The sequence below is a fragment of the Blautia sp. 2227st1_G12_2227SCRN_220401 genome (genome assembly GCF_039062885.1).
In the GTDB taxonomy this organism is placed as follows: Bacteria; Bacillota; Clostridia; order Lachnospirales; family Lachnospiraceae; genus Blautia_A; species Blautia_A fusiformis.
Genome location: NZ_JBCLNI010000049.1, coordinates 1 through 13,765 on the forward strand (window position 1 = coordinate 1; position 13,765 = coordinate 13,765).

Annotated in this window: 10 protein-coding genes and 1 pseudogene; 6 read left to right on the forward strand and 5 right to left on the reverse strand. The window is 41.5% G+C overall.

The features are described 5' to 3' along the window. Nucleotides 1–188 (forward strand): annotated as a pseudogene (locus ABCM67_RS15595) (MATE family efflux transporter); the annotation flags it as partial. A 233-nt stretch (nt 189–421) separates the two neighbouring features. On the opposite strand, the gene ABCM67_RS15600 reads toward ABCM67_RS15595, so the two are convergent. Further along, entirely contained in the window at nt 422–1,618 is a 1,197-nt protein-coding gene (locus tag ABCM67_RS15600; RefSeq protein ID WP_021651233.1) for an MFS transporter, read from the reverse strand. A 3-nt stretch (nt 1,619–1,621) separates the two neighbouring features. After that, complete coding sequence (locus ABCM67_RS15605) at nt 1,622–1,774, reverse strand: hypothetical protein (protein WP_015526448.1); 153 nt, start codon at nt 1,772–1,774, stop codon at nt 1,622–1,624. A gap of 151 nt (nt 1,775–1,925) precedes the next feature. Between ABCM67_RS15605 and ABCM67_RS15610 the strand changes: the two genes are divergently transcribed. Next, on the forward strand, nt 1,926–2,801 hold the full coding sequence (locus ABCM67_RS15610; protein WP_242981823.1) for an AraC family transcriptional regulator: 876 nt from the start codon (nt 1,926–1,928) through the stop codon (nt 2,799–2,801). An 82-nt stretch (nt 2,802–2,883) separates the two neighbouring features. Here ABCM67_RS15610 and hcp read toward each other — a convergent pair whose 3' ends face one another. Next, a complete protein-coding gene (gene hcp / locus ABCM67_RS15615; RefSeq protein ID WP_147602734.1) occupies nt 2,884–4,458 on the reverse strand; it encodes a hydroxylamine reductase in 1,575 nt (524 codons plus the stop codon). Nucleotides 4,459–4,607: 149 nt separating this feature from the next. Here hcp and ABCM67_RS15620 point away from each other — a divergent pair, with 149 nt between their 5' ends. Continuing rightward, on the forward strand, nt 4,608–5,300 hold the full coding sequence (locus tag ABCM67_RS15620; protein WP_022427006.1) for a Crp/Fnr family transcriptional regulator: 693 nt from the start codon (nt 4,608–4,610) through the stop codon (nt 5,298–5,300). A gap of 157 nt (nt 5,301–5,457) precedes the next feature. Next, nucleotides 5,458–5,928, forward strand: coding sequence for a GNAT family N-acetyltransferase (locus ABCM67_RS15625; protein ID WP_147602733.1), 471 nt, complete (start codon nt 5,458–5,460; stop codon nt 5,926–5,928). A gap of 61 nt (nt 5,929–5,989) precedes the next feature. Here the strand turns inward: ABCM67_RS15625 and ABCM67_RS15630 are convergent, their stop codons facing one another. Next, entirely contained in the window at nt 5,990–7,750 is a 1,761-nt protein-coding gene (locus ABCM67_RS15630; RefSeq protein WP_114002493.1) for a diguanylate cyclase, read from the reverse strand. Between the two features lie 254 nt (nt 7,751–8,004). Between ABCM67_RS15630 and ABCM67_RS15635 the strand changes: the two genes are divergently transcribed. Both ABCM67_RS15635 and ABCM67_RS15640 read left to right on the forward strand, forming a co-directional pair. Then, on the forward strand, nt 8,005–9,360 hold the full coding sequence (locus ABCM67_RS15635; protein WP_015526443.1) for an MATE family efflux transporter: 1,356 nt from the start codon (nt 8,005–8,007) through the stop codon (nt 9,358–9,360). Nucleotides 9,361–9,391: 31 nt separating this feature from the next. Beyond that, nucleotides 9,392–10,729 (forward strand): MATE family efflux transporter, encoded by a 1,338-nt coding sequence (locus ABCM67_RS15640; RefSeq protein ID WP_342993013.1) that lies wholly within the window; start codon nt 9,392–9,394, stop codon nt 10,727–10,729. A gap of 84 nt (nt 10,730–10,813) precedes the next feature. On the opposite strand, the gene ABCM67_RS15645 is transcribed toward ABCM67_RS15640, so the two are convergent. Beyond that, complete coding sequence (locus ABCM67_RS15645) at nt 10,814–13,633, reverse strand: HD domain-containing phosphohydrolase (RefSeq protein ID WP_147602731.1); 2,820 nt, start codon at nt 13,631–13,633, stop codon at nt 10,814–10,816. Nucleotides 13,634–13,765: the final 132 nt, after the last annotated feature.

The following is a 13,765-nucleotide window of genomic DNA, read 5'->3' on the forward strand; positions in this document are numbered from 1 at the left end:
TTGCAAATATGGTGAACCTGGCGATCCGCCTGTCTGTTGCTTTGATCTGTGCACCGCGTTTTGGCATTGTATTTGTCTGGCTTGCTGTACCAGCTGGTTGGTTTGCGAACTTTTTAATATCCTATGTGGCTCTTCGGAGATCATGGCCGACTGATAGCAGCACGGAAGAAGGGGATTACAGTTTGTAATATCCTGGCATACAGCACAGAACGTGTGGCACGTACTGCGATCATGATGATATTAAATTTGAGTTCTGCAATGCGGGTACAGATGAAGATGCTGGCATGCGGAAATCATGACAATTTTACCAGAAATCTTCAGGTTCCGCTCAATGCTGTATCAGGTCTATAGTATCTGGCAGCAAAGTGATGATACAGCTTCCGGGTTTGCAGAGTGAAAAAATATAATTACAATCAATAAGTCAGTGCTTTGATATCTTCTTCCGATACAGCAGGAATAACATAAACAATAGAATTACTGGAAAAATAAGTCCGAATCCCATGCCGATCTTAATATTATTTCCAGCATTCTGAGTGATACGACCAACAATTCCAGGTCCAATGCTGCCACCTAAATCTCCTGCCATGGCAAGAAGAGAGAACATAGCCGTTCCACCTGTTGGAAAAGTTTTTGAGGAAATACTGATGGTTCCAGGCCACATGATTCCAACTGAAAATCCACATGCAATACAACCGATCAGTCCGATGATCGGGTTGGATGACAAAGCAGTAAGCAGATAACAGACAACGCATAATATGCCTGAACCACTCATAAACTTCATTAAATCTAACTGTTCTCCATATTTACCAAAAATTATACGGCTGATTCCCATTGTTACTGCAAACATGCAGGGACCTGTTAGATCTCCCAGAGCTTTTGATAATCCCAGTGCTGATTCTGCATAAGCAGATGCCCATTGAGCCATTGCAAGTTCAGAAGCTCCGGAACAGATCATCAGACATATTGCAACCCAGAAAAATGGCTTGGAAAACAGATCCTTAATTTCCATTCCAGAACCATTGTCAACCAGAGATTCAATGGGACAGGTCATGAAGTTATAAGTATTAATTGCAGGAATGATTGCCCATATTACGGCGAGCCACTTCCAACTGTCTATTCCAAATATCAGGAAAAATAAGCTGGAAATCAAAATTGTCCCAACAGCTCCCCAACAGTAAAACGAATGGAGCAGACTCATAGTTGCTTCTTTGTTTTCAAACGGACAGGCCTCGATAATAGGACTGCAAAGTACTTCTATTAAACCGCTTCCGATGGCATAAACAATAACACTACATATAATTCCAATAAAAGGATCAGGTAAAAAATCAGGTAAAAATGCCAGTCCAAGCAGACCCAGTGCAGCAAATATTTCTGATGCAACAATGCACACACGATATCCGATATGATCTACGAATTTGGCACAGAACAGATCAACCAGAAGCTGTGTGAAAAAGAAGAAAGTGGATATCAGAGCAATGTTACCGAGAGAAATATGGTAGTCACTGTGAAATTTCAAAAAAAGAAGCGGTGCGAAGTTTGCCGCAATAGCCTGTGTGATAAATCCCATATAACAGGCTATTTTTGTCTTATGGTAGTTAGTTTTTTTTACAGCATTCATTTTTTATTTTCCTCTCCGAATGTTTTTAACAGTTTTATGTTCAATCTTCACATTCATCAATACTTCCACAAAAAAGTCTGTTCTGGGTGGTGCGGTTATTTCAATTTTGTCGCCCTCAATGTTGATCTCACTTTCATTCATCCATTTAAAAATCATAAGAATACCTCTTTTCTTTTTTTACTTGATTATATAGCAAATATCATATATATACATTGAATTAAATTGTAGAAATACTGTATAATATCGTAAAAAAGAAAGAACGTGATATGGGATGGATTATAATAAAATACTTACAGATGAGGAGTTCATGGAAATTAAACAGCATGGAAGCAGTGATTATCCATTCCAGTATTATTATGATAATCTGGAATTGTTTGATTTTCATTGTATTGAGTGGCACTGGCACAGAGAATTTGAGTTTTTATATGTCGAGTCCGGACAAGTTACATGCGGAATAGGAGAAAAACAGATTATATTGTCAGAAGGAGAAGCAATTTTTATTAATTCTAAAATATTGCACCGCTTTTACGCATCATCAGGTGGTATCATTCCTAACTTTGTATGTATGCCGGAATTTATTGCGCCGGAGAACAGCCTGATCTATAAGAAATATATTTTGCCAATCATTTCATCGAATATATATTTCCAGCGTTTTCAGCCTGATGAACTATGGCAAACAAAGATCATACAAACTATGATAAAAATAATGGAAATACAGAGGAATGAGAAAATAAGAGAACTTGCTACTTTGGCATTGCTGCAGGATTTATGGCTGACTTTTTATGAAAATGTAAAGTTATCTAATAAAGGAGATGTACAGACAGTGGATGAAGTTGCACAGAAAAGAGTGCAGTTGATCATGCAATATATACATGAAAACTATAATCGCAATTTGTCTCTGGATGAAATTGCTTCGCATATAGGAATCAGCAAAAGTACTGCACTTAATTTGTTCCACCGTTTTTTACATACTACACCGGTTAATTATCTGATAGGATATCGACTTCAGGCAGCTTCCTGGTTATTGAAAAATACGAATAAAAAAGTAAAAACGATCGCTTATGAAAGCGGATTTCATAACGTTGATTATTTTTGCAGATTGTTTAAAAAACGTTATCATTTAACTCCATCAGAATATCGCTGCACATGTTTAAAAGTGTTGTCGGCTGATCCGAGTCTTTAGACCTGTAAATAAAGCCGATGCAGGACTTTTGGAATCCTGTATCGGCTTTGTTGATTTTGTAAAGGCTTTGAAAAATTTACTTTTACTGGTTCATCAGTGCTTTGATATCTTCTTCCGGTGTGGTGATAGGTGTAATACTATAATTTTCAACCAGAAAGTTCAGAATATTAGGAGAAAGGAACGCCGGAAGAGAAGGACCAAGACGGATATTTTTGATACCCAGATGCAGGAGGGTTAACAGGATACAGACTGCTTTCTGTTCATACCAGGAGAGTACGAAGGAAAGTGGAAGCTCATTTACAGAACATCCAAATGCATCTGCAAGTGCCACAGCAACCTGGATCGCACCATAAGCATCATTACACTGACCCATATCCATCAGTCGTGGAAGACCACCAATCTCTCCCAGATCGAGATCATTGAAACGGAATTTTCCACATGCCAGGGTGAGAACGATACTGTCAGAAGGTGTCTGCTTTACAAATTCCGTATAATAGTTTCGACCTGGCTTGGCACCATCACAGCCGGCAACCAGGAAGAAATGGCGGATCGCACCTGATTTTACAGCCTCTACTACAGTACCTGCATGGGACAGGATGGCTGCATGACCAAAACCGGTTGTCACTTTTTTTCCGCCGTTGATACCGGAGAACATACGATCTTCTTTGTAACCGCCCAGCTCCAGTGCTTTTTCAATAAGTGGTGTGAAGTCTTTCTTCTCGTCAATATGGACAGCTCCCGGGAAGGCAACCACTTCTGTTGTAAATACTCTGTCAGCGTAGCTGCTTTTTGGAGGCATCAGACAGTTGGTAGTGTAGAGGATCGGGGCCGGAAGATGGTCAAATTCTTTCTGCTGATTCTGCCATGCAGTTCCGAAATTGCCTTTCAGGTGAGCGTATTTCTTTAAGCATGGATAGGCATGGGCAGGGAGCATTTCACCATGTGTATAGATATTGATTCCTTTTCCCTCAGTCTGTTCAAGTAAAAGCTGCAGATCTTTCAGATCATGTCCGGTTACGACAATAAAAGGCCCTTTTTCTACCGTAAGTGTAACATCAGTTGGCTCTGGTGTTCCATAGGTGTCTGTATTTGCCTTATCAAGAAGTGCCATGCACTTCAGATTGATCTCTCCTGTTTTGAGTACTGTGGAAAGCAGTGCTTCTGTGCTTTCTTCATAACCGATCTTAGATAATGCCTCGCAGAAGAATTGATTCACTTCGGCATCTTCATAATTCAGAACATTTGCATGATAGGCATAGGCAGCCATTCCGCGGATACCAAAGAGAATAAGAGATTTCAAGGAGCGGATATCTTCATTGGCATTCCACAGCTGCTGAAGATCATATTCCTTTGTTCTGCAGTCAGGAGCCAGTCTTTCTTTTTCAGCTCTGACTTTTTGTATCATGTTTTCGATTGCTGCATTGTCAAAACTTACATTTGTAACTGTAGTAAACAGTCCTTCGATTATGATCTGTCCGGTTCTTTTTGAAATAGTTTCCGTGCTGTCGGCAGCTTTAGCCAGACTGATCAACGCACCTGTCAGTTCATCCTGTAATTTCGCTGTATCTGCTTTTTTTCCACAGACACCGGCATTTCCGGTGCAGCCGGTACACCCGACAGTCTGTTCACACTGAAAACAAAACATTTTTTTATCCATTATTGTATTCTCCTTTTATTCTGTGATTTTTTCGAAGGATCTTTCTTATTATTTTATCCTCGACTAGTAGTATTTATCCTTGGTTTCTGTTAGGAGTATAGTATAATAATTACAACGTGTATGTTTGATTTCCAACAGGAGGATTAATTTTGAAAAAATATTTACCCATTCTAAGAACGAGCCCTTTCTTTAAAGGTCTTACTGATAATGAGATATTATCCATACTGCATTGTGTAAATGCAGCAACGATCTCCAGAAAACGGGATTCTTATATTTTCAGAGCCGGAGACTCTACCGAAGTAATGGGACTTGTGGTGGCAGGCTGTGTTCTTGTTATTCAGGAAGACCTGTGGGGACATCGGAATATTCTGTCAAAATGTCATGCGGGAGATTTTTTTGGTGAACCATATGCAGCAAGTCCGGGAGCTGTTCTGAATGTCAGTGTGGTAGCAGACGAAGATTGTGAGATTATTTTATTAAATGTTCAAAGGCTTCTGGTTTCCTGCCCAATAGTATGTGAGCATCATCAGAAGCTGATCCGTAACCTGGTCGGTGTCCTGGCAAATAAGATCCTGATCCTCAACGATAAGATCACACATGTGGGCAAGCGAACGACAAGGGATAAGCTGTTGTCCTATCTGTCGTCGGTATCTATCAGACAGGCATCGTTATCCTTTGATATTCCTTTTGACCGGCAGCAGCTGGCAGATTATCTTTGCATTGACCGTGCGGCAATGTCTTCGGAGATATCAAAGCTGCAAAAAGAAGGACTTATAAAAACAAACAGAAACCATTTTGAGCTGACTGTCTGTAATGATACGGATTCAGGAATAAAAATGTGATATACATTACGGAAAACGATAAACTTTTTCATTATAATACAAAAGGAAAGTGAGACTGCTTAAAGTGATTCTATTGTTATAAGCGTTCACACGATGGTATTATGGTGTATGTATAAAGAATCTATGAAATCAGTTATTGAAAAATAGGAGGAAAAAAATGTTCATCAGAAAAGCAGAAGAAAAAGATATTCCGAGGATCCTGGAATTGTTAGGACAGGTGCTGCAGATCCATGCAGATATAAGGCCTGATATTTTTATTTCGGGCACAACAAAATATACGACAGACGAATTGACAGAGCTTTTGAAAAATGAAGAAAAGCCAGTATATGTTGCAGCGGATGAGGCTGATGTTTGTGTGGGGTATGCATTTTGTCAATTAAAGGAGCAGCCTTTTTCAAACAATATGGTACCGTTTAAATCTCTTTTTATAGATGACCTGTGTGTCGATCAGGAGACACGAGGTCAGCATATTGGGGAAAGTCTGTTTGAATATGTAAAAAAAGAAGCAAAGCAGCTGGGATGCTATGAAGTGACATTGAATGTGTGGGCAGGAAATACTTCAGCAGAAAAATTTTATGAGAAAATGGGAATGCGGACAAAAGAAAGGCAGCTGGAATACATATTATAAGATGTTGAATTGTTCAGGAAAAAAAACAGCCGGCTAAGATACAGACTGAGATGTCTGTACCTTAGCCGGAAAATTTATCACTGTAATGAACATGCATAGCTTCCCAGTCCATAAACAATACATAAAATACTCTTCCGTATTGCTGGCTGTCCACAATCCTTCCGTGATCAAGAACAGAAAGGTAAGTGCCGTCTGCTTTTCGAAGATGAAAGTGGATATAGTCATTGTTATTGCCGGCATCGATCTGTTTCCAGATGCTTGTTTCTATCTGCTGTTGTTCATCTTCCCTGATCAGGTTGTGGAAGCTTTTCCTTGTAAGGCTGAAGAGTTCATCTATATTTTTATATCCGGTCATTTGAAGGAACTCATGGTTTGCATACAGGAGTTCATCATCATCTTTGTCCGCTCTGTATATGATAAATGCACCCGGAAGGTGTTCAGAGATATCCTTGAATGCAAATCCGAGCTGTTTGCGGACTCCTGACCGGAGCCCCTCCCTGTAAGCCATACATCCGTTTTTTCCGTGAAGCTTTATTTCATAAAGTGCTGCATCTGCACAGCGCATAAGCTGTGAACGGCTGGATGCAAAGGTTGGATATTCTGCATATCCGAGAGAAATAAAAAACGGATATTCTTTTCCCTTGCATGAAAATGTCTTTGGAAGCTTGGTAAATTGCAACAGCAGTTCTCCCGCTTCTTTATAGGTATGATCCGGCAGAAGAATGCAGAACTCATCGCCACCGTTTCTTCCCAGTAATGTGTTTTTTGGGAAAAAAGCCTTCATGCTATCTGTAAGACTCTTTAGTGCCCTGTCTCCATAGACATGTCCGTAAATATCATTAATAAACTTAAAGTCATCAATATCAAGGAGTGCGGCCACAAAATGCGTTTTTGGATTTTTAGTGATCATTCTTTCGGCTAATTCATCAAATCCATAGCGGTTGTAAATATCGGTGAGAGAATCTGTGTGTGCCAGTATTTGAAATTTGTTTTTATTTTCTTTCGATACTAACCATACCCGGGTAAGACCTGAGAAAAGTAAAACGACAGTAGTAAACATTCCGCCGACGATTACCAGTAATCTAAGGTCTCTCCATCCGCTTTCAGGAGCTACTTCTAATGTCCAGTTCTCTTCCCCTATCGTAAAACCATAAGAAACAGTATGAGTTAATTGGTCGTCTGACTGATAAACAACTTTATAAGTATCGCTCCAGGGAGCGTCGGTTTTTGAGAGCCTGTATTCATATCCGAAATCCGAAAGTGCACTGATCGCATCTGAAAAAATGTCAGGAACACGCAGGATAACAATGGTAAATCCCCAGAAATATTCCTGGTTGTTTTCATCTTTCAGGTAGACTGGATTGCGGACAGCAATTCCACAGCCGCCCCGTTTTAAATCGAAAGGACCTTGTGTAATGATCACGTGATTGTCTCTTGCGTAACAGGAAATTTTGCTGCAATCTTTATCCTGGAGCAGATCGATCTTACTCGCTTCCGTTCCCTCAGAAGGATAAATATCTGTTACATTACCATCCGGAGCAAGCTGTATGCTTTCAATAACGTCAGACATAATATTTTCCGCAATTGTGTCAAACTGACTGATCTTTCCGTTTTCACTGATCAGGACCTGCTTTAGCGTATCTGTGATCGCAATTCCATTTGTAATCTCATTTTTTATACGTTCGCCGTAGGTTGTTGCATTTAATTGTGCTTTTATGTGTTGTTGTTCAGTTTCATGTGAGTCTATTTTGTATACAATTAAACCAACAAGGCATATGCCCAGTAAAAAAACGATAAGAGGTACAATTGTTTTTTTCTTCACCTGGTTCACCTCGTTTTATTAGTTTCGCAATAAAATATTATATCATAGAAGTGAAAAAATAGAATGATTTTTTGCGTTAAAGTGATATTGTTTTTTTTATGTACAATGGAAATATGACCAGAGGGTGAAATATAGTATACAATTGAGGATTATATTGGAAAGAGTACTGAAAAAACCTCGCGGTTTTGTAGGGTATATGATATACTGTTCTTTATAAGTAAATATCTTATCGGAATTCACGGAGGATCTGACCGATGCTGAATAAAAAAGATTTTTTAAAATATGCATCAAAATTAGCATTTCCGATCATGATCCAAAATCTGATCGGAACATTGGTAAATGTTGCGGATACTGTAATGCTGGGATATGTAAGCCAGACTGCCATGTCAGCTTCATCTCTTGCCAACCAGTACACATTTATTCTTTTCTGTTTGTATTATGGCATGGCTACAGGTACTTCGGTTTTATGTGCCCAGTACTGGGGAAAGGGTGATAAAAAGACAGTAGAAAAGATTCTCGGCCTGGCGGAGCGGATCTCACTGATCGTTTCTCTTGTATTTTTCGTTATCTCCTTTTCCATGCCGACTACGATCATGAAGATTTTTACAAACAGTCCGGATACGATTGCTGCCGGCAGCGAGTATTTGAAGGTGGTCTCATTTTCCTTTATGTTTATGGGCTTCTCTCAGGTTTTCATGAGTGCCCTTCGAAGTGTCGGAAAAATAATGCTGCCTTCTGTTACATACATTGTATCGCTTTGCGTCAATGTATTTTGTAATGCCACCTTTATCTTTGGCCTGTTTGGACTTCCAAAGCTTGGTGTTACCGGTGTTGCCCTTGGTACTGTTATTGCCAGGATCGCAGAGGTATTGATCTGTCTCATCTATTCATTAAACAGCTCCGATGTCAGATTTCGGATAAAATATTTCTGTGCGAAATCCGGTATTCTGTTCAGGGACTTTATGAAAATTGCTTCTCCGGCTGTGATAAATGATGTTGTCTGGAGCTTTGCCAGTTCAGCGTTCGCAGCGATCCTTGGCCACATTGGCGATGATATGGTTGCCGCAAATGCCGTTGCTGTTATGGTGGTAAACATTGGTGCCATCGCCTGTCGCGGTTTTGCCAATGCTACTACCATCATTATCAGCCAGGAGCTTGGTAAAGATCACAAGGACACAGCCAGAGAATATGGGAAACGTATGCTGAGAATAACAATTATCGTAAGTCTCATCGGATGTGCCATTATTCTGGCAGTCCGCCCTATGATACTGGACTTCTACCGGGATAAACTGACAGAGACAGCCATTTATTATCTTGGTATTTTTATAATCATGACAACCTGGCGTCTTGTAGGAGAGGGTATCAATACCTGTCTTATATGCGGATGCTTCAGAGGAGGTGGCGATTCCAGGTTCGGAATGATCGTAGATTCCATATTTATGTGGCTTGTTGCAGTTCCTCTCACCTTCCTTGCAGCATATGTTTTAAAACTGCCGCCTGTCTGGGTATATTTTATAATGACCCTGGATGAGTTCGAAAAAATGCCTGTGGTGTTCATTCACTATTTCAGAAATAAATGGCTTACGAACATTACCAGAGATTTTGACTGATTATGTAACTAAGCAGGAGGTTTTTATAGAAATGAAATACTTTGAGGCAAAAATGTCTTATCCTCAATTTTTAAAATATCTGGTTCCATCAGTGCTGACCATGATCTTTTTATCATTTTATACAACGATAGATGGATTTTTTGTATCACGGTATGCAGGCTCTGACGCGCTTGCAGGAATTAATATTGTTATTCCGATCACCTGTGTTATTTTCGGAACATCTGTCATGCTTGCAACGGGATCAGGTGCCATCATAGGAGAGCGGATGGGACAAAAAAGAGAACAGGAAGCAAATGAGATATTTACTTTTATCACGATCGTGCTGTTCGTACTTTCAGTTGCTTTTACAGCTGTGGGAATCCTTTTTCTGAAACCGATCTGTATTTTTTTAGGAAGCAGTGAGCGCCTGATGGAGCATGTGGTGCCATACGCATTTGTCATATTTTTAGGATCGGTTTCGATGTCATTCAAGCTATTTTTTGAATATCTTGTGAGGACGGATGGGAGATCGTACATCGGAATGATCATGTCTCTGACAGGTCTGGCTTTTAATATTGTTTTCGACTATATTTTTGTGGCTGTATTCAGACTGGGAACGCTTGGAGCTGCATGGGGAACATTTCTCTCCATTACAGTAAGCATGTTGATCGGCTTTATCTATTTTCTGAAATACAGCCATATAAGGTTTTGCAGACCGAAGACCGACATGAGTGTTCTTCTGAAATCCTGCACCAATGGAAGCAGTGAAATGCTGACGGAGATGTCTACCGGGATCACTACATTTTTATTTAATCTTATTATCATGCAATATTTTGGTGAAGATGGAGTTGCGGCTGTGACGATCATTATGTATATTTACTATTTTTTCATCGCTTTTTATATGGGAATTGCCGTTGCAGCGGCTCCGATCATAAGCTATAATTACGGCTCTGAAAATCATGACAAGATCAGAGAAATAACACGATATAGTTTTATTACGATTGCCATCAGTTCAGTATTGATCCTCACGGTATCACTTGTATTTGGAAAACAGATCATCCATTTATTCGTTGGGGAGGGAAATGTATTTACATTGACATGGGATGGCCTGAAGCTGTTTAGTCCGGTTTTCCTGGTTATTGGTTTAAATGTATTTCTTTCCGGATATTTTACTGCCCTGGGAAATGGTTTTATTTCGGCATTGATCTCATCAATGCGTTCTTTGATCCTGGTGGCTGTGTTCATATTGATCCTGCCAAAGCTTATAGGGGTTGCAGGCATCTGGATGACGATGCCGCTGGCAGAAGCCGTGACTATTTTCATGGCGGTTTATCTGTATCGAACATACGGAAAAAGTTTCATGCAGGAAAATTCCAGAGCCACGTCTTAATGATATTTTGCAAAACTTTAACAAAAAAGAGGCCGTCAAGTACGACCTCTTTTTTGTTATGGCTTTATCATGTCATGGGAGTATTTATAACTCCTGTGGAGATATTTCCAGGTATTCATAGAATGGCTGGAAATCATGGCTGTCACACTGACAGTAATATTGGGTAAAAATACGTTCTATGATGTCCGGGATATGCGTTTCGTCAGGCTCAAACAGTATGATGAGATACTGCAGGGAACTGTAGCGTGTACAGATATCCACACGGCGGATATTCTGCCGGATGGCCTGTTCCATATACTCCAGAGCCTGCTCAATGGATTCGATATCAGGAACTGTATCCACAAGTGTCTCGATGGTGATCATCGCCAGATAACATCTGCACTGGCTGCGTGTGACAAGCTGACTCATGTATTCATACTGTCGTGCGAAATCCCGGTAATTCAGATCAAGAGCACCTACATAGATGCCGCTTTTCTGAAGGGACTCTGCCACAAGCGCCAGATCCTTTCCGGAACCGGATGCCGCAAGAGTGCTACGGTCGATCTGCTGGTAGAAAAAGAACTGGTTTTTGCCGTTTTGTTTTACGTAATACAGAGCTTTATCTGCTTTGGAATAGCAGTCCTCAAAGGAATCATCGGTGCTGCACAGACACAGGCCTGCGGACAGTGTGGCAAATCGGAGTTCCGGATCATCGGTAGTGATGGTGTGAAATTTCTGGAACAGATCGTCCATCTGCAGAGACAGGGAATCAGGATCTGTGTCCGGAAGGAACATCAGGAATTCATCGCCTCCAAGTCTGCAGGAAATTCCCTGATCTGCCCGTTTCTGAAGCAGCTTTCCAAGACATTTCAGTGCACGGTCGCCGGCTTTGTGGCCATAGATGTCGTTGATCTTTTTCAGGTTGTCCATATCAAGGAATACCAAACATCCATCATGTGTCTGCATAAATTCCGCGGTAAGACGTTCGCCCAGGTTACGCATGGGAAGACCGGTAAGGAAATCATAGCTTTTTGCGTCTTCCTGACTTTTTATGGTGGCCATTATGTCAGAGATGAATTTGCTGACGGTAAGCTGCATATCCGGAAGGTTATAGGTGTCCGGTTCTTCCTGGGAAGGATCCCACTGAGGCAGCCGCTTTTCCTTTAACAGTTTCAGAAAAATGTCTGTGATCTCCGGATCGAACTGTGTACCACGGTTTTTGCGGAATTCTTCGTAAACAACCTCCGGTGGAAGCGCATTACGGTAGATTCGGCGGGAGTTCATGGCATCGTAGCAGTCGGCAACAGCCACGATCCGGGCATGGATGGGGATTTCTGTTCCGACCAGCCCATCCGGATAGCCTTTTCCGTCATAACGCTCATGGTGACTTCTTGCGATTTCTGCCGCATGCGGGATCAGGGTTATATCCTTTAGGATCTCGGCACCGATGACGGTGTGTTTTTTTATAAGGTTGTATTCATCATCGGTCAGCTGTGCAGGTTTGTTCAGGAACGGATCCGGGATACCGATCTTTCCGATGTCGTGAAGGTGAGTAGCCCGTTTCAGATTCAGGATCTCCTCCGGTGTCCAGCCCAGCTCCTCTGCGATCAGGGCTGCATATTGTGCAACCCGGTAGGAATGACCGCGGGTGTACGCATCCTTTGCCTCAATGGTGGTGGAAAGGGTCTGTATCATCTGCAGAGACATTTTTTCATTCTGTTCCTGGTTTTTGCGGATTTCGCTTTGTTGGCGTTTCAGTTCTATATCCTGGACATTTTTGATGGCTCTTACAATATTGACAAAGAGCAGGATCAGCATGCCGGCGCCCACAAACAGTCCGGACATCAATGTGACAAAGTATACGGAGGTTGTTTCAACGGCAATACACAGGATCGCTGCCAGCAGACCAATGAGCAAAAGCCGGTCGGCCTTGTTTTTTTCGGTGCGTATATATTGGAAAAGGTGTACAAATATTGTGGCAACGGTGATCGCCAGGATTCCGTGACTTACAGGCATGGTTTCGATATAATCTGCGATACCTGCAGCAGTGAGGATCGTACAGACTGCAAAGTTTATCATTGCGATGCTTCCAAGACAGACATAAAATCTGTGATGCAGCCCTTTCTGGAGACTGTCCGCAAAAAACAGGATCGGGAGCGGACACAAAAGGATCATAACGAAGCACAGAGATCCGAGAGCGGAAGCGTTGGGGACCAGGAACTGACGGAGCTTGGATTCACCCAGCATCCAGACGGCGCCCATAACCATGCACCATCCAAGATATTCCGTGTCAAATCGTGTATGATAGACCAATCCCAGAGCGAAACTGAACAGGATCGTGACGATTCCGGCAAACAGGATAAAAAAAGCAATGTAGGTTTCCAGTCCGTATCTGCTGAAAATATATATCCAGATATCTGCCTTGTTTCCGCAGTAAACAGGATTGACAACTCCGGTGTAATTGGAGGTGTAGGTGGTCAGTTCAATACGGAGCTCTTTGCCGGCATCGGAAGCATAAACCGGGCAGAAAACATAACGGCTGGCGGAGTTTTTGCCCACAAGCCTTGTTTTATGCGTGGAGTAGCTGGTCCTGAGGTTGTCCCCTACATAAAAATCCACATCCTGCAAGGAAGAACGGATGGCAAAGCAGGTATCTGTAAGATCATCGGGAAGCTGGATGGTGAGGACCATCGTGTCACCGACGGGAACCTTGTAGGTGCCCGGAACGGAGATTTCCTGGGTGGTTCCATCCGGTTTCTGCCAGGTAACGGTACCGGAATAGATCACAGAGGCTGCTGAGGTGTCGGAAGAACGTTCATTCGCACCAAAGATCTGCATAAAAATGAACCAGCCAAGGATGGCGAACATCAGAATATAAAAGAAATATCTTTTTCCCTGGTTAAAGGTTTCTGTTTTTTCTTTCATGGCAATATGCCTCCTTGTAATGGGAAAGGAGTGTTTTGTAAATTGAAAAACTCCTTTAGATCGATTATACCAGACCGGAGTGGAAAAATCAGTATAAACAGACTAAGACGGGTAATTTGGTAAGATTTTACC